This is a genomic window from Cardiobacterium sp. (assembly GCF_057314735.1).
This window is the reverse complement of the sequence record NZ_DBHKZK010000053.1, coordinates 71,725-92,147: the sequence shown is the minus strand read 5'-3', so window position 1 is coordinate 92,147 and position 20,423 is coordinate 71,725. Positions and strand designations below refer to the sequence as shown.

Annotated in this window: 15 protein-coding genes; 10 read left to right on the top strand and 5 right to left on the bottom strand. The window is 56.4% G+C overall.

The window, feature by feature from the left end:
* Positions 1-55 precede the first annotated feature (55 nt).
* From ACO54Z_RS07135 to ACO54Z_RS07095, 9 genes are all read left to right on the top strand, one after another.
* Positions 56-271 carry a DUF5363 domain-containing protein gene (locus tag ACO54Z_RS07135; RefSeq protein ID WP_298080314.1) on the top strand — a complete coding sequence of 72 codons (216 nt, stop codon included), beginning with the start codon at positions 56-58 and terminating at the stop codon, positions 269-271.
* 21 nt (positions 272-292) lie between these two features.
* The gene (locus ACO54Z_RS07130; RefSeq protein WP_485996402.1) at positions 293-1,900 is read left to right on the top strand and encodes a carbon starvation CstA family protein; all 1,608 of its coding nucleotides are present in this window, start codon (positions 293-295) and stop codon (positions 1,898-1,900) included.
* Positions 1,901-1,916: 16 nt separating this feature from the next.
* Positions 1,917-2,366 carry a hypothetical protein gene (locus ACO54Z_RS07125; protein WP_485996401.1) on the top strand — a complete coding sequence of 150 codons (450 nt, stop codon included), beginning with the start codon at positions 1,917-1,919 and terminating at the stop codon, positions 2,364-2,366.
* Positions 2,367-2,571: 205 nt separating this feature from the next.
* Positions 2,572-3,963 (top strand): tyrosine phenol-lyase, encoded by a 1,392-nt coding sequence (locus ACO54Z_RS07120; protein ID WP_485996400.1) that lies wholly within the window; start codon positions 2,572-2,574, stop codon positions 3,961-3,963.
* Between the two features lie 350 nt (positions 3,964-4,313).
* Positions 4,314-5,657 (top strand): aromatic amino acid transport family protein, encoded by a 1,344-nt coding sequence (locus tag ACO54Z_RS07115; RefSeq protein WP_485996399.1) that lies wholly within the window; start codon positions 4,314-4,316, stop codon positions 5,655-5,657.
* A gap of 85 nt (positions 5,658-5,742) precedes the next feature.
* On the top strand, positions 5,743-9,648 hold the full coding sequence (gene hrpA / locus ACO54Z_RS07110; protein ID WP_485996398.1) for an ATP-dependent RNA helicase HrpA: 3,906 nt from the start codon (positions 5,743-5,745) through the stop codon (positions 9,646-9,648).
* A gap of 400 nt (positions 9,649-10,048) precedes the next feature.
* On the top strand, positions 10,049-10,927 hold the full coding sequence (locus ACO54Z_RS07105; RefSeq protein ID WP_485996397.1) for an endonuclease/exonuclease/phosphatase family protein: 879 nt from the start codon (positions 10,049-10,051) through the stop codon (positions 10,925-10,927).
* Positions 10,911-11,306: a hypothetical protein gene (locus ACO54Z_RS07100; protein WP_485996396.1), complete on the top strand. Its 396-nt coding sequence runs from the start codon at positions 10,911-10,913 to the stop codon at positions 11,304-11,306. Before ACO54Z_RS07105 ends, ACO54Z_RS07100 begins: the two co-directional genes overlap by 17 nt.
* Positions 11,307-11,697: 391 nt before the next feature.
* On the top strand, positions 11,698-12,951 hold the full coding sequence (locus ACO54Z_RS07095; protein WP_485996395.1) for an NRAMP family divalent metal transporter: 1,254 nt from the start codon (positions 11,698-11,700) through the stop codon (positions 12,949-12,951).
* A gap of 45 nt (positions 12,952-12,996) precedes the next feature.
* Here ACO54Z_RS07095 and ACO54Z_RS07090 read toward each other — a convergent pair whose 3' ends face one another.
* The 5 genes from ACO54Z_RS07090 to ACO54Z_RS07070 all read right to left on the bottom strand — a co-directional run bounded on the left by ACO54Z_RS07090 (position 12,997) and on the right by ACO54Z_RS07070 (position 19,643).
* The gene (locus tag ACO54Z_RS07090; protein WP_485996394.1) at positions 12,997-13,431 is read right to left on the bottom strand and encodes a S24 family peptidase; all 435 of its coding nucleotides are present in this window, start codon (positions 13,429-13,431) and stop codon (positions 12,997-12,999) included.
* The gene (locus tag ACO54Z_RS07085) at positions 13,418-14,272 is read right to left on the bottom strand and encodes a BRO family protein (RefSeq protein WP_485996393.1); all 855 of its coding nucleotides are present in this window, start codon (positions 14,270-14,272) and stop codon (positions 13,418-13,420) included. The genes ACO54Z_RS07090 and ACO54Z_RS07085 overlap by 14 nt, the downstream gene beginning before the upstream one ends.
* 46 nt (positions 14,273-14,318) lie before the next feature.
* Positions 14,319-16,256 (bottom strand): tetratricopeptide repeat protein, encoded by a 1,938-nt coding sequence (locus tag ACO54Z_RS07080; protein ID WP_485996392.1) that lies wholly within the window; start codon positions 16,254-16,256, stop codon positions 14,319-14,321.
* A 116-nt stretch (positions 16,257-16,372) separates the two neighbouring features.
* Complete coding sequence (locus ACO54Z_RS07075; RefSeq protein WP_485996391.1) at positions 16,373-17,368, bottom strand: virulence RhuM family protein; 996 nt, start codon at positions 17,366-17,368, stop codon at positions 16,373-16,375.
* A gap of 22 nt (positions 17,369-17,390) precedes the next feature.
* The gene (locus tag ACO54Z_RS07070) at positions 17,391-19,643 is read right to left on the bottom strand and encodes a Tex family protein (RefSeq protein WP_485996390.1); all 2,253 of its coding nucleotides are present in this window, start codon (positions 19,641-19,643) and stop codon (positions 17,391-17,393) included.
* Between the two features lie 164 nt (positions 19,644-19,807).
* Here ACO54Z_RS07070 and ACO54Z_RS07065 point away from each other — a divergent pair, with 164 nt between their 5' ends.
* Positions 19,808-20,365 carry a cysteine hydrolase family protein gene (locus ACO54Z_RS07065; RefSeq protein ID WP_485996389.1) on the top strand — a complete coding sequence of 186 codons (558 nt, stop codon included), beginning with the start codon at positions 19,808-19,810 and terminating at the stop codon, positions 20,363-20,365.
* The last annotated feature ends 58 nt before the right edge of the window (positions 20,366-20,423 follow it).

Below are 20,423 nucleotides of genomic sequence, written 5' to 3'. Positions count from 1 at the left end.
ACCGCACGGCAGGCGTGTATAATATGTGCAAATATTCACAAAGCGAGGTGACTTGATGCGCAAAGAGGGTGAAAACCTGTTCAAATGGCTATGGCGCAAATATAACGAATTCTATGATGAAGCCGGATTTTCCCAGGTGGGGGGCTGTCGTCGTTGTCTGCCTTTCATCAAGGAAGATCCGCCATTGGAATGGCCGGATCGGCTGCGCAAGCTGAATGAGGACACACGACAATCCGCCGGGAAACACCGGCAGGATTCGCAAGAGGTTTAAGTTTTTAATTCAGGAGTATTTATGGTTTTATTTTTTGCCTGTGTGGCGATGCTGGTCGCCGGTTATTTCATCTATGGTGCATGGATGGAAAAAATCTTTGTCATCAAACCGGAGCGGCAAACGCCCGCGTATGCGATGGGCGACGGTGTCGATTATGTGCCAATGTCGCGCACCAAGGTTTGGCTGATTCAGGTATTGAACATTGCCGGAACCGGGCCGATTTTCGGGCCGATTTTGGGTGCGCTTTATGGCCCGGTAGCTATGCTGTGGATTGTCGTCGGCTGTATTTTTGCCGGTGCGGTGCATGATTATTTCTGCGGCATGATTTCCATCCGTAACAATGGCGCCTCCATTCCGGCGATGTCTGGCCGTTATATTGGCGCGCCGGTCAAGCACATTATTAACGTCGTCGCGCTGATTCTGTTGGTATTGGTTGGCGTCGTCTTTGTCCGCACCCCGGCGGATTTGTTAACCCGCCTCACCGAACAGGCGATTAGCAATCAGGGCGTGGGCGCGATGGGCGCGGCGGTCGGCACGGTGAGCGAAAGCGCCAGTCCGGGGATGAGTACCGATACGCTGACGCTGATTTGGACGTGCATTATTTTCGTCTATTACATCATTGCGACCTTGCTGCCGATTGACAAAATTATTGGCCGCATTTATCCGCTATTTGGCGCGCTGTTGATGTTCATGACTGCCGGGATGTTATTTGGCCTGATTTTTGAGGGCATTCCCGCTTATCGCACTCTCGGTTTGGAAAATGGCATTTCTTTGGGCGATTTCTTCAGTAATTTTCATCCGAAAGGTGCCAATGCCTTACCCATTTGGCCGCTGATTTTCGTCACCATTACCTGCGGTGCGATTTCCGGTTTCCATGCGACGCAAACGCCGATGATGGCGCGTTGTACTGAAAATGAACGCGAAGGCCGTTTCGTCTTTTATGGTGCGATGATTACCGAAGGCGTGATTGCGCTGATTTGGTGCATGGTTGGCCTTTCATTCTATCCCGACGTGCAGGCATTGCTCGCCGCCACCGCCAAATCTCCGGCACCGGTGGTCTTTGATTCGGCAATGAAGATGCTCGGCACATTCGGCGGCGTTCTCGCGGTTTTGGGCGTGGTGGTCTTGCCGATTACTTCCGGCGATACCGCTTTCCGCGCCGCGCGTTTGCAGATTGCCGAGTTTTTCAACAGCTACGGCATCAATGCCGACCAGCGCAAGATAGGCAAGCGCCTGATGATTACCGTGCCGCTGTTTGTCATCGGCATCGCGCTGACGATGATTGATTTCAACCTGCTCTGGCGCTATTTCAGCTGGGCGAACCAGACGACGGCGACCATCATGCTGTGGACGGCGGCGGCGTATCTCTACCGCCACCAGAAATTCCACTGGGTCTGCACCATCCCGGCGATTGTGATGACGCAAATCTGCGCCTGCTATCTGTTCTTCGACCACAAAATCGGCTTCGGCTGGGTGTGGGACAGCTTCGGCCTGAGCGCCCACAACTGGGAGGCTTCTATGGTTGCCGGTGCTGTGGTCGCGGTGGCGCTGACCGCGCTGTTCTTCGTCGGCCTCAAGCCGAGCGGTATGAACGCGGGCGGCATCGTCGCCGTCTCCGTGGACGACTGATTCCGGTCTTTAATCTTTGGAAACGGCGCTGCGGCGCCGTTTTTTTGTGCCTGTGCACTGCCATTCGCTGTATTTGGCTATTTGTCATGTTGATGAGAGTGTGAATTTCACACGACAAACGCGCGATATTCACGGCAAAACGGCATCGCCGGGCGTGGTTGCCGGGCAAGAGGGGGTAAATTGCCGCTGTCCGAAAATTTTGGCGGCGGTGTTTGCCGGAGCAGGATGCAAAATTTGTCCGTTTTTTGTCCGCCGTGCCGATAACCGTGCGTGTTTGTCGCCCCTGTGCGGAAATATTTGTGGGTTTGTGAATTTCACATGGCAGCGATTCCTGATTCACAGCGGCGGTTACGGCGGCAGCCCGTATGCCGCAATCGCGCGCCATACCTGCATTTTCAGCGGTTTGCGGGGCAAAAACGCGACACTATTGCCCCGGCGTGAAAAAATTTGTGCAGAAATATCGTGAATAAATACACGTTGTTAAGCGTGAATAGCTGTGAAAAATCGTGGTTCATGATGTGAAAAGATTGACATCTTGTGTGGAGAAGCCTAAGATTTGCTCATCACAAAGATTGAAAGGTCTTTATGAGATTTGCCCGGCAACGGGCGAAAAGTATCCGTCATGACGGGTGTCATGATGTGGTTTTTGTAAACAGTCCAGGAGTTTAGCCATGAGCAACTACTATCCGAAAAAATACCCGGCCGAGCCGTTCAAAATCAAAGCGGTTGAACCGATCGCCATGACTGATCGCAAACAGCGTGAGGAATACATGAAAAAAGCGGGTTACAACACGTTCCTGCTGGATTCCAAAGATGTTTACATCGACCTCTTGACCGACAGCGGCACCAACGCGATGAGCGACAACCAATGGGCCGGCCTGATGATTGGCGACGAAGCCTATGCCGGCAGCCGCAACTTCTATCACCTCGAAGAAGTCGTGCGCGAATACTTCGGCTTCAAGCACATCGTCCCGACCCACCAAGGCCGTGGTGCAGAAAACCTGCTCTCCACCATCCTCATCAAACCGGGCGACTACGTACCGGGCAACATGTACTTCACCACCACCCGTGCGCACCAGGAACGCAATGGCGCGACCTTCCGCGACATCATCATCGACGAAGCGCACGATTCCCAAATCGACCTGCCCTTCAAAGGCAACGTTGACCTGAAGAAACTGCAAGCGCTCATCGACGAAGTCGGCGCCGACAAGATTCCTTACGTTTGCGTCGCCGTGACCGTAAACCTCGCTGGCGGTCAGCCGGTCAGCATGGCCAACCTGCGCGCCGTCCACGAACTGTGCAGCAAACACGGCATTAAAGTCATGTTTGACGCCACCCGTTGCGTTGAAAACGCTTACTTCATCAAAGAACGCGAGCCGGAATGCAAAGACATGACCATTCGCGAAATTCTGAAAAAGATGATGAGCTATGCCGACGGCTGCACCATGTCCGGCAAGAAAGACTGCCTGGTCAACATTGGCGGCTTCCTCTGCATGAACGACGAAGACCTCTTCCAAAAAGCACGCGAACTGGTCGTACTGTTTGAAGGTATGCCTTCATACGGCGGCTTGGCCGGACGCGATATGGAAGCCATGGCACGCGGTATTACCGAATCTGTGGATTTCCACTATATCCAACACCGCGTCGCCCAATGCTATTACCTCGCGCAAAAACTGGAAGAAGCTGGCGTGCCGATTGTTAAACCGGTCGGTGGCCACGCCGTATTCCTTGATGCCCGCGCATTCTTCCCGCACATTCCGCAAGAAGAATTCCCGGCACAAACCCTCGCTGCCCAACTCTATATCGAATCCGGGGTACGCAGCATGGAACGCGGCATTGTTTCCGCAGGCCGCGACAAAGTGACCGGCGAAAACCACAAGCCGAAACTGGAGCTGGTACGTCTGACCATTCCGCGTCGTGTTTATACCTATTCACACCTGGATATTGTGGCTGACGGTGTTATTTCCCTGTTCAAACACCGCGACAATATCAAGGGCATGAAGATGGTTTACGAACCGAAGCTGCTCCGCTTCTTCACTTCCCGCTTCGAGCCGAAAGCATAAAAACTGCACAAGGAGGGGCATTGTTTCGGCAATGCCCCTTTATAGCAACCCTCACAACGTCCCGTACGGCGTTGCATTGACTCGCCGTACTGTCAAAAGTACTGCCTTCGTCAATGCGCCTTGTACGGAACGCTGTGAGTGCCGCTATATATTTTTGATTCTCGTGAAATGATTGAAATACTCGTCATGATACTGCGCCACCCGCCAACCGCTCCCTGAATCGTAACCTCCTAAATTGGCGGGACTGTCTTGCAAACGACACGCATCTTTTCCTAATGCGTGAAGCGCCCTGATACGGATTCATCCATTCCACGACGACCTGCGAATCGTATCAATCCAGGAGCTTCACCATGAACAAAACCCTCGGCACCACCCTGCTGGTTTCCGGCACCATGATTGGCGCAGGAATGCTGGCGATGCCACTCACTTCCGCCGGTATCGGCTTTACCTTTACCGTTGTCCTCCTTGTATCGCTCTGGTTGTTGCTGACTTACAGCGCACTGCTATTCGTCGAAGTCTATCAGACCACCGAAAGCGATTCCGGTATCGGCACCCTCTCCGCCCTCTATTTCGGCAATGCCGGACGGGTCATTTCCACTACCGTCATGTTCGTTTTCCTTTATGCGCTGCTTGCCGCCTATATTTCTGGCGGTGGCCAAATTTTGATGAAAGCGACGCAAACATCGGGGCTGTTCGGACAGGAAGGTCTATTCCACGATTTTATTGAATACATTGGCGTGCAATTACAAAGTGGCGGCGTTTTTGTTGCAGCGCTCAATGCCGCTGGTCTTACCGATGAAGTGACGCTCTTTGCCGGGGTATCGCCGGAAATGACGCTCAAGATTTTCGTCGGCATCTTTACCCTGTTTTTTGGCTCGTTCGTCATTATCAGCACCAAAGTGGTCGATGGCTTTAACCGTCTGCTCTTTTTCGTCATGCTTTTTGCCCTGGTGGTGGTGATGTTCGTCATGTTCCCGAAGGCGAGCATTCATAACCTGATGGCGATGCCGCTCAATAACGCGCTGATTGTTTCCGCCGCGCCGATATTCTTTACCTCCTATGGTTTCCACGGCTCCATTCCGTCACTCGTCAAATATATGGAAGGCGATGTGCGCGGCCTGCGCATTGCCATTGTCTCCGGCTCCGCCATTACCCTGGTCGGCTATATCCTTTGGCAACTCTCCACCCACGGCGTTTTGACGCAAAGCCAATTCACCGAAATTCTCAAAGAAAACCCGACGCTGTATGGCCTGATTGAGGCCAGCCGCGAAATTACCGGCAGCCATGTCATTGCCTCCGCGGTGCAAGTCTTCTCCGCCCTGGCGCTGATTACCTCATTCCTCGGTGTCGCCCTCGGCCTGTTTGACTGCACCGAAGATATGCTGCGCAAAGGGCTGGACATCAAGGCGGGGCGCATCCTGCTCGGCGTCATCACCTTCCTGCCGCCGGTGCTGTTCGCTTATTTCTACCCGGACTTCATTGCCGCCCTCAGCTACGCCGGGCAGATGTTCGCCTTCTTCGCCGTCGTCCTGCCGGTCGGCCTGGTGTGGAAAGCGCGCCGCCGCCATCCAAACCTGCCCTACCGCGTCATCGGCGGCGATGCGGCACTCATCATCGCCCTCCTCATCGGCATCATCGTTGCCATCATCCCCTTCTTCGTCAAGGCGGGACTGCTGCCGCCGGTGGTGGGGTAATCCCTCAAGCAATACAAGCGGGGCTTGCCCCGCTTTTTCGCGTCTTTCTTATAATGCCTGCCCTTTTTCACAACCATCACCATCCATGACCGCCCCCGATTTCACCGCCGTCCTCGCGCGCGACCGCCACCCCTTACGCCAACTGCACCGCCAAATCCGCGAACGCGAGCGGCGCGGCCAGCCGGCTGACCGCCTGCGCGCCCGTTTTGCCGCCGAATATGCCGCTTCCACCGCAGCGGTTGAGGTGCGCCGTGCCGCGCTGCCGCAGCCGAAACTCAGCGCCGACCTGCCCGTTCTTGCCGCGAAAAACGACATCCTCCGCCTCATCCGCGAACACCAAGTCATCATCATCAGCGGCGAAACCGGTTCGGGGAAGACGACACAACTGCCGCAGCTTTGTCTCGCCCTCGGCCTTGGCGCACGCGGCACCATCGCCCATACGCAGCCGCGCCGCATCGCCGCGCGCAGCGTCGCCGCGCGCATCGCCGAGGAGCTCGATACGCCGCTCGGTGATGCCGTTGGCTACCAGGTGCGTTTTGACGAAAAAACCAGCGACGCCACCGTCATCAAGCTGATGACCGACGGCATGCTGCTCGCCGAAACCCTTTCCGACCCGTACCTCGCGCAATACGAAGTCATCATTGTCGATGAGGCGCACGAGCGCAGCCTCAATATCGACTTCCTCCTCGGCTACCTGCACCGCCTCGCCGCGCGCCGTCCCGACCTCAAAATCATCATCACCTCGGCAACCATCGACGCGGAAAAATTCGCCGCGCACTTCAGCGGCGCGCCGGTACTGAACGTCAGTGGGCGCACCTATCCGGTGGAAATCCGCTACCGTCCGCCGGGTGAAGAGGAGGACACGGCGGACGCCATCGTCCGCGCCGTCGCCGAACTCGACCAGCACGGGCGCAACGACATCCTCGTCTTCCTCCCCAGCGAGCGCGACATCCGCGAAGCCGCCGACCGCCTGCGCCGCGAACAACTGCGCGACACCGACGTGCTGCCGCTCTTCGGCCGCCTCTCGCTCGCCGACCAGCAGGCGGTGTTCCGCCCGCAAGCGCCGCGCCGCATCGTCCTCGCCACCAACGTCGCCGAAACCTCGCTCACCGTGCCGCGCATCAAGGCAGTCATCGACACCGGCACGGCGCGCATCAGCCGCTACTCGCTGCGCACTAAAACGCAGCGCCTGCCGATAGAGCCCATCTCGCAAGCCGCCGCCAACCAGCGCGCCGGACGCTGTGGCCGCGTCTCCTCCGGCATCTGCATCCGCCTCTACAGCGAAGAAGACTACGCACAGCGCCCCGCCTACACCGAGCCGGAAATCCTGCGCACCAACCTCGCCGCCATCATCCTGCAAATGCTCGTCCTCAAACTGGGCGACATCGCCGCCTTCCCCTTCGTTGACGCGCCGGACGAACGCCAAATCAACGACGGCTACCGCCTGCTCTTTGAGCTGCAAGCGACCGACGAATCCCGCCGCCTCACCCCGCTGGGGCGACAAATGGCGCGGCTACCGGTCGATCCGCGTTTCGCCCGCATCCTCGTTGCCGCCGAAAAAAGCGGCTGCCTGCAAGACGCGCTCATCCTCGTCGCCGCCCTATCCATCCAAGACCCGCGCGAACGCCCCTTCGGCCAAGAAGCGCGCGCCGACCAAAAACAGGGCGAGTTCGCCGACAAAAGCAGCGACTACCAGACCCTGCTCAACCTCTTTGCCGCCTACCAGCGCGAACGGCGCACGGCGAGCAACAACCGCCTGCGCCAATGGTGCAAAAACTACTACCTCAACCCGCAGCGGATGCGCGAGTGGCGCGAACTGGTGAACCAACTGCTGCGCGACAGCCGCGAACAAAAATTGCACCTCGACACCGCCCACCCCGCCGCGCCGAAAAGCGAGCTGCCGGAAGGCGCCAAAGGCCGGCTGGCGCTGGAAAACCCGCAGATGGAAACCCTGCATCGCGCGCTGCTCACCGGCTTCCTCGACCAAGTCGGCCTGTGGGACGAACAAAACCGCGACTACCTGCGCCCGCGCCACAGCCGCTTCAGCCTCTTCCCCGCCTCCGTGCTGGCGAAAAAACCACCGCAAGCGGTGATGGCGGCAAGCATCATCGAAACCCAGCGCACCTACGCCCGCACCTGCGCCCCCATCCAGCTTGCCGAACTTGAGCACCTCGCCGCCCACCTCACCCGCCACCAATACAGCAACCCGCACTGGTCAAAAAAAGCGGGCAACGTACTCGCCAGCCAAACCACCACCCTCTACGGCCTGCCCATCGTCGCCGGGCGCAACGTCCCCTACGCCCGCCACGACCCGGCGCTCGCCCACGAAATCTTCATCCACGACGCGCTCGTCCCCGGCGACCTCAACACCCGCCTCAAAGTCATCGCACAAAACCGCGCCCTGATAGAAACCCTCGAAGAGCGCGAACACAAAACGCGCAGTCGCGGCATCCTTGCCGACGAGTCCCAACAAGCCGCCTTCTACATGGCACGTCTGCCGGAGAGCGTGCACAGCGTTGTCACCCTCGAACAATGGGCGAAACAACACGGCGAAGCGGCGCTCGCCATGACCGAGACCGACCTATTACTCAGCGATGAAACCATTGATGAGGCCGACTACCCGGCGAGCCTCACCATCAACGGCCAAAAACTGCGGCTCGAATACCACTTCGACCCCGGCGGCGCGGCGGACGGCATCACCGTCAACATCCCGCTCCCGGCGCTGAACGCGCTGGAGGCGCGCGCCTTCGAGCGCCTCGTGCCGGCGATGCTGCCGGCGAAAATCGAAGCGCTGCTGCGCGCCCTGCCGAAAGTGTGGCGGCGCCAACTCGTCCCCATCCCCGCCTTCGCGCAAGCCGTGAACGAACGCATCGCCGGCAGCGACGCGCCGCTGCACCGCGCCATCGTGGACGCCATCCACGCCATCAAAGGCACCGCCATCCCCGAAGACGCCTTCGACGAAACAAAAATCGACGACCACCACCGCATGAACTACCGCCTGCACGACGGCAAAAACGCCGTGCTGGCAGAAAGCCGCGACCTCGCCGCCCTGCAAGCGCAGTACAGCGACAGCGCCGCCGCCCAATTCCGCTGCCGCAGCCAAAGCCGCCACGCCGACGACGCGCCCATCAGCGACTGGCAATGGGACGAACTGCCCGCACAAGAAACCCTGCCCAACGGTATCACCGGCTACCCCGCGCTGACCCTCGAAGACAGCAAAATCCGCCTGCGCCTGCACGACGACCCCGAACGCGCCGCGAGCGCGCATCACGCCGCCACGCACGCCCTGCTCGCCGACAAACTACAAAACAAAATCAAATACCTGCGCAAAAACCTGCCCGGCTACACCCAAATGGCGCTGCACTACCGCAAAATCGGCAGCGACAGCACCCTCGCCGACGACATCATCGCCCGCCTGCTCGAACACGTCAGCTTGCGAGACGGCGTCCCGCGCACACGCACCGCCTGGGAAGCGGCGCTCACGCGCGGCGAGCGCGAACTCATCCCGGCGGCCAGCGAACTCGCCGCCAAACTGACCCGCATCCTCGCCAGCTACAGCGACGCCAAACAACAACTGCAAAACCTGAAACAGCCCGCCATCCGCGCCGACATCGCCGCGCACCTGGAGCGCCTCATCTACCCCGAATTCATCCGCGCCAGCGACAGCCGCGACCTCGACCTCATCGACCGCGCCCTTGCCGCCACCCTAAAACGCATCGAAAAAGCGCGGCTTGACCCGCTAAAAGACCTGCAACGCCAACAAGAACTCGCGCCGTGGGAAGCGACCCTGCAACAAACGCTTGCCAAACACGGCATGACGCGCGCGACGCAACCCCCGCCACGCGGCACCCCCGCCAGCACCCGCGCGGCGCTGCTGGACTACTGGCGGCTGGTAGAAGCCTGGCGCATCCAGACCTACGCGCAGGAGCTGGGCAGCCCGCTCAAAGTCTCGCCGAAAATCCTGCAAGAAGCGGCAGAAAAACTGCGCTGAAAAAGCCCCCTCTCCCGCAGCGAAGCGGAGCGGGCGGCCTGTTTGGTTGACATCATATATCGGGGAAACATACAAGGGTGTGTGGCGGCGTAGCCGACACGCACGCGGGAATTTGACATCGGTAAACGCGTGCGTGCCTGCGGCACACACCCTACAAACTAATGGTGTAGCTCACAAAATCGTCGGCACGCAACCGCATTGGCTTGGGCGTGTTTACGCTGAATGGTAAACAGGCCTTAACCAAACCTGCGAATGAAATCATCATGTTATGGCCAATTGTAAACAGTCCCTAATCACCCCTGCGTTTTGAAGACCATTTGCACAGACGGGCATTACCTGTTTCACTACCTGCGCCGGGCAGAACCGCTTTGAAACCATCGCCATCCTTACGCCAAACCCCATGAAAAACTACCTCACCCGCCGCCTCTCCGCTCTCGCCTGGCTCGTCCTCGCCGCACTCATCACCGGCCAACTCGGCGCGCTGCACTGGCTCGCCGAACTGTTCAGCCATTTCGTGCCGTATTACGCCGCCGTCTTCATCCTCGCCGCGCTCTGCCTGCGCCACCGCTGGCGCTACCTCTGGGCGACCCTCGCGTTAGCGCTCGCCTGCTGGATGCTGTGGCCGTTCCGCCTTGACCCGGCGGACACCGCCGCCACGCGCGTCATCTGGTACAACGTCCACCTCGACAATGCCGATGCCGCTGGCGAAAGCGCCCGCCTCATCGCACAAAACGCCGACATCGTCGCCCTTGCCGAAATACAACTGCGCGACCCCGGCTGGCAGGCGCTGCGCCAACACTACCCGCACGGCTGCGCCCACGAAGACGACAGCCCCTTCGCCCTCGCCGTATTCGCGCGCGCGCCGCTCGCCGCCTGCGACATCCTCTTCCCCGGAGAATACCCCGCCATCCGCGCTGTGCTGGGCGATGGCCGCATTCTCTACGCCGCGCATCCGCCACCGCCGATTAACGCCGACCTCGCCCGCGCCCGCATTACCTATCTGCACGAACTCGCCGCCCGCCTCGCCACGGAAGACCGCGTGCTGCTCGTCGGCGACCTCAATAGCAGTCCGTATTCACCGCATTACCGTGCGTTTCTGCGCGACGCCGACCTGCGCGCCACCACCCGCCACTTTCTGCCGACCTGGCTGCCGCTGGGTCTCAACCTTGATCACGCCCTGATACGCCACGGCGGGGCGCATACCACCGCGCTACCGTGGCATACTTCCGACCATCGCCCGCTGCAAACCGACTGGAGCACCCATGACCACCCCCTTTGACTTCGCCCCGCCCGCACACATCGCCGCCCTCGAACACGAACTGGCACGCTGGGCGGACGCGCACCAACTCACCATCGGCCTCATCGGCCAGGACGACGGCGCCGACCTCACCGCGCGCGACTACTGCGTCAGCCGCGCCAACGGCGACTGGCTGCAACTCATCCTTTGGGAAATCCACGGCAACGGTAGCGTCAGCGCGCATATCGCCAACGACGACGCCATGCTGCACCTGGACTACATCAGCGCGGACAACCTGCGCCCGTGGCTCGACGACGCCCTGTGCATCCTCGAACAATACGCCGCGCACGGTTGGCACGCCGCCGAACACCGCCCGCATATTTCCCGCCCGCTGCGGGCGGCGGGACACACGCACTCATAAAGCGGCGCCAAAAATAACCACGCTAAAACGCTCCGGCAGACAAGCCGTCTTTGAAAAAAAAAGCCCGATTGCGTTGTTGGGTTACACGCTGCGCGCTAACCCAACCTTACAGTACTGCCCGCCACGCCGCGCGGAACGCCCGCGCACAAACCGCCAAAAACAGCTCGTAGGTCGGCCATTTATGGCCGACACCCAAAAACGTCTGGCATGAATGTCCGGCTGCACCACATAGCAGTCCGCGTGGACACCGGAGTGGCAGCCAACCAACAAGAAAATCCCTAATAATTTACAAATTACGGGAGAAAAACACCCGATTTTTACCAATTTATTACCATTATGCGCAATATTTACTATAATCCCGCGCTTTATCACTAAACGGAGACTACCACCCATGCAGCAAACCGTATCCCCCTGGAAAACCCGCCTGCGCGCGCTTGGCCCCGGCATCCTCATGGCATCCGCCGCCGTCGGCGGCTCGCACCTCATCGCCTCCACCCAGGCCGGTGCGCTCTACGGCTGGCAACTCGCGCTCATCATCGTGCTGACCAACCTCTTCAAATACCCGTTCTTCCGCTTCAGCGCGCACTACACCCTCGACAGCGGCAAAAGCCTGATCGAAGGCTACGCGGAGAAAAACCGCGTGTACCTCTGGGTCTTCCTCATCATGTGCTTCCTCTCCTCGACCATCAGCACCGGCGCGGTCGCCCTGCTCACCGCCGTCATCATCAAAATCTCCATCCCGGGACTTCCCCTCTCGAACAACGCCCTTTCGGTGCTGGTCGTCGCCTCCTGCGTGCTGATTCTGCTGATGGGGCGCTACAAGGCGCTCGACCGCCTCTCCAAAATCATCGTTATCAGCCTGAGCATCACCACCATCGCCGCAGTCGCCATCGCCATCAATAAAGGCATGCAGATGCAGGAAGGCTTCATCGAACCCTCGCCATGGAATCTTGCCGCGCTCGGCTTCATCATCGCCCTGATGGGCTGGATGCCCGCGCCGATAGAAATCGCAGCTATCAACTCGCTCTGGGTCACGGCGCGGCAGCGGCACGAACCGGTCAGTTACCGCGACGGCATGTTCGATTTCGACGTCGGCTACATCACCAGCGCCGTGCTGGCCATCGTCTTCCTCGCCCTCGGTGTGTACGTGCAATACGGCAACGGCGAAACCCTGGAAATCCAGAAAGGCGGTCTATACGTGGCGCAGCTCGTCGGCATGTACACCAAAACCATTGGCGAATGGGCGCGACCGCTGGTTGGCTTCATCGCTTTTGCCTGCATGTTTGGCACGACCATTACCGTTATTGACGGCTACTCGCGCGCGGTCGCCGAATCCGTGCGGCTGGTACAAGGCCGCGAATACTTCCGCACACGCGAACTGTTCGCCTGGATTCTATGGACATCCGCCTCCGGCCTGGCACTGATTTTGTGGTTCAACAGCGCCCTCGCCGAATTGCTGAAATTCGCGATGATTTCCGCCTTCCTCGCCGCGCCGGTATTCGCCTGGCTCAATTACTGGCTGGTCAGGCAAGACAAGAAACACAAACTCTCCCCAACGATGAATGTATTGGCCATAGTCGGACTGATTTATCTGATGGGTTTTGCCGTGTTGTTTGTACTGAACTTTGCCGGAATATTGGCCTGAGGCTGAATGACGGCAATAAAAAATCCCCGCAATGCGGGGATTTTTTCAGACCTGCTGACCAATATAACGCACCCGGCCAATTACTTTTAACTGTTGCAAATCTTCGCCCTCAACAACCATGTCGTTATATTCCGGATTATCACAAACCAGCACAATATGACGCAAATACAGTTTTACCCGGCGCACCAGTGCGCGAGTGCCAATTTCAAGCGCATAAATATAGCCATCTGCTAGCGTAACGTCGGAACGGTCAATCAATAATTCCGCCTCACCGTTAATTGTTGGTTTCATCGCCTCGCCGTGAAGGCAAACCAGAAAGCAGTGTTGTGGATTGACGCCAATTCTTTGCATCAATGTTTTGCTGAATACCAACGGCGGACGCTCTTTTTCTGTATCTTTCCGGTCAAAAAAATCAGGCTCCGGCGGCTTGTCTGCTAGCAAATGGGCAGGAATAAAATCTTGTGTTTTATTTGTCATCATCTGGTTTCGGTTTATTCAATTCATTCAGGACACGGGAAAAATCCAGCGCATTTTGCCGGGTGATGACAGGCTTACCAGTTTCCCGTTCAATATTCTCGCGTGCCGCACCCGCTATCTTGCCACCCCTCCGCGCGGTTTGCAGATTCTCGTCAAAGCCTTGTGCGTTTTCCTGCTTGCTGATTTCGGCAGATGTTGCCTCCGCCAGCATATTAAGCACCAGTTCCAGAGTGGACATATTGTCGCGCAGATTCTCCTTTTTCAGATTCTTGAAACCCTTGTATTCGCGGGTACTCATTCCGCTCCAGGCGCGGGTAATTTCATTGGTGAGAATGGCGAAATCACGCCCTTCGCGTACACCTTGCGCCTGCCAGGTATCTGTAAGCTCCTTGCGCACCTGAATCGCTTGCAGCCGCTGGTTAATCCATTCACGCGAATAGCCCTTTTGCAAATACATTTGCAGGGCGCGGTCAATGCTGATTTCAGGGTCGGTAATTTCATCGAGCCGCTCCTTGCCTACCTGCGCCAGCCACATCTTGAACGGCTCAGCTTTAGGCGATGGAATAGACTGGATAATGCGGAAGATGCCATCAAGGGCAGCAGCGTCGGTGCTGCGCATTTTTCCGTCCGGGGCGGGCATTTTCAACTGTACGATTTTTTCGTACAGTTGACTACTCCCTTCATCTTCAAGGATTTTTTTCTTGAGATCGCTCCAGTAACGACGCGGGTTGCGACTTTCAGTCAGGACGGTGATGACGTCAATGATGGAAAAATACCATTCTTCCGCCGCCTCGTCCCAGACAGTACGGATTTGGGTGTTGTCGTAAAGTTTGATGTTGTCCATTGGATTTATTGCAGTTTTCTATATTGAGCCACGATACTTGTATCGTTTATTTGTTTCTGAACGGGTTTCGTGAATGGCGAATCTTTCCTTCTTTTGCCAGGTCAGGTAGTTCTTTTTTGAAAAAATCCTCGTGAGGTTGCGCACCGGGGGAGAGGTAGATTTTGTCGAGAGCCTCTTTAACCGGTGTCGCATACTCAAGGTACATACGTTTATTATCCCACTCAGATTTTATTCGTGTATCCTCCAAGCTGGTAATATAGAGCATACGGCATTCCTGTTCTTCCTGAAATGCAGCATGTTTAACCAGATAGCGCAATGGTTGTAATATGAAGACAAGGGTATCTAGTACATCGTTGCCAGGTGATTCCTTCAATATTTCGGCCACTGCATCCGCCAACTGGGTAAATTCATTTTTTATTATCTTGATTAATTTGCTAATTTCTTCAAAATAAGAGTCCCAATCTTTCTCCGCTTGCTCGCAAATAGTTTTATAATCTGCCGTTTTATTTTCATACCAAGTTTCAGCAAAAAAGGTGGCTTTATCTCGTTGTGCGATAGAAAGGTAGCCGCTATTAGGATCTAGATATAAGCACCGATAGAGGGGAAGATTTTCTAAGGATTTATTTTTTTGCTGCTTACTTAATTTATGCTTTTTATCTGATACAAACTTCTTATCTAAATCTGCTAAATTTTCTTTTATTGGAGAATTCACGCTTGCTGACATAATCCCAAACAAATTCTCATCACTAAAAAAACGTTGATCGATAACTACACTAATACCGGAGGCTTCGCGTCCTTCTTCTTTTCCATACAGGCGAAATTGGTTTAGACTATCATGGTTGAAAGTAAAACACCCAATAAAAACAGATGTGGATTGATTTGAAGTATCTGTGCTTAATATTAGAGGCTGAGTATTGATTTTTAATTTACAATAATTATATATATATTGATATAATACCAAACCTTCTGACGGATCGTTTACGCCTTTAGCAGAAGTAAGACGAAGTAGAGAATTTTTAGCGAGGATAGCATAGGTGGCTTCAGGACTTGAATAATGGGCAACTTTAGGTTTCTTAGTATTTTGAGAATCTTTTTTAACCAAAAGGTTGCGGATTAACGTTGCTACAGTTTGTCGAATTTTTAACAATGAAACAGTGAGGTTTTTATGGCTTAATGGTTTTAGACAGCTTTCGGTTTCATAATAATTATATTCATGTAAAATACCAAGATCTTCGCGCCTAACATTTTTCCAAGTGGCAATAGCTTTTTCTATATCCCCTTGCTTCTCTAATAGTATACCAATATTAAATTGTGCTTTTGCATATAAACTTTTAGAATCCTTACGTAGTATTTTACTATAGGCCGCAATAGCTCCTTTTAAGTCACCTTGTTCTCCTAATGCAATACCAATATTAATCTGCGCTTTTGCATAATTCTCTGGCGAATCTTCACGCGTTATATTGTGGTAAGCAAAAAACTCTCCTTCCCTATCACCTTGTTTCCCTAATACAACACCAAGATTAAGTTGTGCTTTTGCATATTGCTCTGATGAATCTTCACGTGTGATATTGCGCCAAGTAGCAAAAGCTCCTTTTAAGTCTCCCTGCATCCCTAACATAGTACCAAGATTAAACTGCGCCATAGCATAATGCTCTGATGAATCTTTGCGTGTAACATTGCGGTAAGCGGTAAGTGCTCCCTCTGTATTTCCCAGTTCTCCTAACGTCGCACCGAGATAAAACTGTGCTATTGCATAATACTCTGGTGAATCTTCATGCGTGACATTACGGTAGGCAATAATTTCTCCTTCAGTATCTCCCCGTTCCCCAAGCGCACTACCGAGAATAAACTGCGCCTTTGCATACAGCTCTGGCGAATCTTCACGCTGAATCTTACATAAGATATCTATAACTTTATCCAGCTCTCCTTGCTGATATAAATCGATAGCCTGCAGCAATAATTTTTTGGCTTCTGTTTCAGTCATTAGTATTCTCCTGATCTATGGTTCAAATACCATCACCGCTTCACCTTCGCAAACGCATCTGCTGTCGCGGTATTCAATATTTTTTCTTGATACTTTTACCCAGGCTCAAAATAAAGCTATTTCTTGCTTATTTCCACCAGCTCCACAATATCACTTTCACCCTGCTGCTCTTTAATCGCGCGTTGGGCAGCACTGTAGCGCTCATATTCTACTGCAGCTTTTGCATCCGCCTGTTCTTTACTGATGTTACCTGCGCCTTGTAATACTTCACGGTCGTTAAACTGCAAAAATTGATCCAGCTTTTCTTGCCAGTCGCGCAGGAATATTTGTTTCTTGCGTTTTGCCTGGTCTTCGGCAAAGTCCAGCCACATGGTTACAACGCGGTTCAGGTTGGTAATTTCCGCTTCGTTCAGGTAATTCTTGGCGACGGTAATGTCTTTTTTGCGTACTTCACCGCTGGCGGTGTGGGTCAGTCCCATCATGGGCTTGTTGGCATCGGCGCGGGCGTGGATGATTTCAGCGGCAGTGTGTCCGGTGCAGGCAAAGTGCAGTTTGTTTTGTATTATTTTGAAGAATTGGGTGGTTTCTTTGTAGTCGGGCTGGTAGTCCGCAGCAAGCGTGAATATTTCGCGCACGCGCAGGTAAACGCGCCTTTCGCTGGCACGGATATCGCGGATGCGTTCTAGTAATTCGTCGAAGTAATCAGGCGCGGCGACGGTGCCGACAGGCGGGTTTTTCAGGCGTTCGTCGTCAATGGCAAATCCTTTTTGCAGGTATTCGCCGAGGGTACGTGTCGCCCATTGGCGGAATTGGGTACCACGGCTGGAACGTACGCGGTAGCCAATGGCGATAATCATCGGCAGGGCGTATATCTGAACTTGGTAATTCTTTCCGTCCGCAGCAGTTGTCAACTGTGAGTTGACAACTGCTTCCGGTAAAAGCTCGCCTTCAGCTAAAACGGCAGCGATATGTTTACTGATGTTTTGTTTACTGGTTTGGTACAGCGCGGCGATTTCCGCCTGCGTCAACCACAGTTGCCCGCCCAGCTCACGCAAGACGAATTGCGCTTGCCCGTCCGGGGTGGTGTAGAGGATGAGGGTGTTGTCAGCCATGGTTTTTGTGGTGGTAAAGGGATTACCGCTTCAGCTTCGCAAACGCCTCTGCCATCGCGGTGTTCGCCGGTTTTTCTTGGCGCTGTTGCGGGCGGTTTTGGCGGTTGTTGTCGCGGGCGGGTTTGCGTTCGCTGCCCGCCTCGTCGTTTAGGCGCATGGTGAGCGCGATGCGTTTGCGCGCAGCATCGACTTCCAGCACTTTGACTTTCACCACGTCGCCCGCTTTGACGATGTCGCGCGGGTCTTCTACGTAGCGGTCGGCGAGTGCCGAGATGTGGACGAGGCCGTCCTGGTGTACGCCGATGTCCACGAAGGCGCCGAAGTTGGCGACGTTGGAAACGACGCCTTCGAGAATCATGCCGGGTTGCAGGTCGCTGATTTCGTGGATGCCTTCGGCGAAGGTGGCGGTTTGGAACTCGCCGCGCGGGTCGCGTCCCGGTTTTTCCAGTTCGGCGAGGATGTCCATGATGGTCGGCAGGCCGAATTGGGCGGTGGTGTAGTCGGTGGGTTTGATTTGCCGGATGTGTTCGCGGTTGCCGATGAGCTCGGCGGCGGCAAGTTTTTTGTCGGCAAGCATTTTGGCAACGATGGGGTAGGCTTCGGGATGCACAGCGCTGGCGTCGAGCGGTTCGCTGCCGCCGTGGATGCGCAGGAAGCCGGCGGCTTGTTCATAGGTTTTTTCGCCGAGGCGCGGCACTTTTAAGAGGGTTTTGCGGTTGTCAAAGGCGCCGTTTTGGTCGCGCCAGGCGACGATGTTTTGTGCCAGCGTTTGGTTCAAGCCGGAGATGCGCGCCAAGAGCGGCACGGAGGCGGTGTTTACGTCCACGCCGACGGCATTGACGCAGTCTTCAACGACGGCATCGAGTGTTTTGGCGAGCTGCGACTGGTTCACGTCGTGCTGGTACTGGCCGACGCCGATGGATTTGGGGTCGATTTTGACCAGTTCGGCGAGCGGGTCTTGCAGGCGGCGGGCGATGGAGACGGCGCCGCGCAGCGAGACGTCAAGGTCGGGAAATTCTTTGGCGGCGAGTTCGGAGGCGGAGTAGATGGACGCGCCCGCCTCGCTGACGACGATTTTGTGCAGTCCTGCTTCCGGCAGCGCCCGGATGAGTTCGCCCGCGAGTTTGTCGGTTTCGCGGCTGGCGGTGCCGTTGCCGATGGCGATGAGTTTGACGCCGTGCTGTTTGATGAGGCGGGCGAGGGTAGCGAGCGCGTTGTTTTCTTGGTGCAGGTAAACGATGGCGGTGTCGAGCAGTTTGCCGGTGTCGTCAACAATGGCGCTTTTGATGCCGTTGCGGTAGCCGGGGTCAAGCCCCAAGGTGGTGAGGCGGCCTGCGGGCGCGGCAAGCAGCAGGTCTTTGAGGTTGTGCGCGAAGACGGTGATGGCGTCGCTGTCGGCGGCTTCTTTGAGGCGGTTGAGCGCGTCCAGCTCCAGCGAGAGGTAGATTTTGGCGCGCCAGGCGAGGCGAACAGTGTCGCGCAGCCATTTGTGTTCGCCGATGTGGTAGTGCGCGGCGATGGTTTGTTCGTAGGCGCTGGCTTCGGTGGCGGGTGTTTCGTCCGGCTGGTATTTGAGCGCGAGTTGCAGCACGCCTTCGTTGCGCCCGCGCAGTACGGCGAGCGCGCGATGGCTGGGCATGGCGCGGATGGCTTCGCGGTGGTCGAAATAGTCCCGGAATTTTTCGCCTTCGGCTTCTTTGCCTTCGATGACTTGCGCGTGCAACTCGCCTTCCGCCCACAGTTTTTCGCGCAGCGCGCCGATGAGGGCGGCGTTTTCGGCGAATTGTTCCATCAGGATGGCGCGCGCGCCGTCCAGCGCCGCTTTGGCATCGGCGATGTTTTCGTTGAGGTACGGCGCGGCGGCGGTGTCCACGTCTTGCGGCTGTTCGGTCAGCAGCAAGTCGGCGAGCGGTTGCAGGCCGTGTTCGCGGGCGATTTGTGCTTTAGTGCGGCGCTTGGGTTTGTAGGGCAGGTATAAGTCTTCTAACGCGGTTTTGTTGTCGGCGGCGTCGATGGCGGCGCGCAGTTCGTCGGTGAGTTTGCCTTGTTCTGCGATGCTGTTCAGCACGGTTTCTTTGCGCGCTTCCAGTTCGCGCAGGTATTGCAAGCGCTCGGCGAGGGTGCGCAGTTGGCTGTCGTCCAGCCCGCCGGTCGCTTCTTTGCGGTAACGGGCGATGAAGGGGACGGTCGCGCCGTCGTCCAGGAGGTCAATGGCAGCGGTGATTTGCGCGGCGGTGGCGGCGAGTTCGGCGGCGAGGAGGGCGGTGATGTTCATCGGTATTCCTGGTTATGGTGAAAGGGGCGGATTATAGCGGCTGTTTATACGGGGAAGGTTTATGTAAACGGAGGCTTTTCGGTTATGGTGTTGCGTCGCCTGACCGGGCACCCTAACTTTGCGCGCTCGAATCGCACATTTTGACTTGTACCACCGGAGACTCTATGCCACACCATTCCGCACTCTTGCTCATCGACATCCAGCAAGGCTTTCAGGGCGCCGCCTGGTGGGGTAGCACGCGCAACAATCCGCAGGCGGAAGCCGTCTGCGCCCGCCTGCTGCAACACTGGCGTGCGTGCGGTTTGCTCGTCATTCACGTCCGCCACGCTTCGCTAAACCCGCAATCGCCGCTGCATCCCGCCGCGCCTGGCTTTGCCTTCGTGACAGATGTCGCCCCGCTGCCGGGCGAGGTCATCATCACCAAACACGTCAACAGCGCCTTCATCGGCACCGACCTGCAAGCGCGGCTCGATGCGGCGGGCGTGCGCAATCTCGTCATCGCCGGTATCAGCACCGACCATTGTGTCTCCACCACCACTCGCATGGCCGCCAACCTCGGCTACGCAGTGCGCCTTGTCAGCGACGGCTGCGCCACCTTCGCCCGCACCGGTTACGACGGCGCTTCCTTTGATGCTGACATCATCCACCGCACCGCACTAGCCAGTCTGCACGGTGAATTTGCCGAAGTGCTGGAAAGCGCGGCGCTGTTGGCAGAAGGTTGAACCGGCACGGTTTTTGGTATCGTAGCGCGTGAAATGAGTGGGGATTCCGCTATATAAT

Coding starts and splice junctions, on each gene's coding strand:
- ACO54Z_RS07135 (WP_298080314.1), top strand. CDS start 56: ATGCGCAAAGAGGGTGAAAACCTGTTCAAATGGCTATGGCGCAAATAT.
- ACO54Z_RS07130 (WP_485996402.1), top strand. CDS start 293: ATGGTTTTATTTTTTGCCTGTGTGGCGATGCTGGTCGCCGGTTATTTC.
- ACO54Z_RS07120 (WP_485996400.1), top strand. CDS start 2,572: ATGAGCAACTACTATCCGAAAAAATACCCGGCCGAGCCGTTCAAAATC.
- ACO54Z_RS07115 (WP_485996399.1), top strand. CDS start 4,314: ATGAACAAAACCCTCGGCACCACCCTGCTGGTTTCCGGCACCATGATT.
- hrpA (WP_485996398.1), top strand. CDS start 5,743: ATGACCGCCCCCGATTTCACCGCCGTCCTCGCGCGCGACCGCCACCCC.
- ACO54Z_RS07105 (WP_485996397.1), top strand. CDS start 10,049: ATGAAAAACTACCTCACCCGCCGCCTCTCCGCTCTCGCCTGGCTCGTC.
- ACO54Z_RS07100 (WP_485996396.1), top strand. CDS start 10,911: ATGACCACCCCCTTTGACTTCGCCCCGCCCGCACACATCGCCGCCCTC.
- ACO54Z_RS07095 (WP_485996395.1), top strand. CDS start 11,698: ATGCAGCAAACCGTATCCCCCTGGAAAACCCGCCTGCGCGCGCTTGGC.
- ACO54Z_RS07090 (WP_485996394.1), bottom strand. CDS start 13,431: ATGATGACAAATAAAACACAAGATTTTATTCCTGCCCATTTGCTAGCA.
- ACO54Z_RS07085 (WP_485996393.1), bottom strand. CDS start 14,272: ATGGACAACATCAAACTTTACGACAACACCCAAATCCGTACTGTCTGG.
- ACO54Z_RS07080 (WP_485996392.1), bottom strand. CDS start 16,256: ATGACTGAAACAGAAGCCAAAAAATTATTGCTGCAGGCTATCGATTTA.
- ACO54Z_RS07075 (WP_485996391.1), bottom strand. CDS start 17,368: ATGGCTGACAACACCCTCATCCTCTACACCACCCCGGACGGGCAAGCG.
- ACO54Z_RS07070 (WP_485996390.1), bottom strand. CDS start 19,643: ATGAACATCACCGCCCTCCTCGCCGCCGAACTCGCCGCCACCGCCGCG.
- ACO54Z_RS07065 (WP_485996389.1), top strand. CDS start 19,808: ATGCCACACCATTCCGCACTCTTGCTCATCGACATCCAGCAAGGCTTT.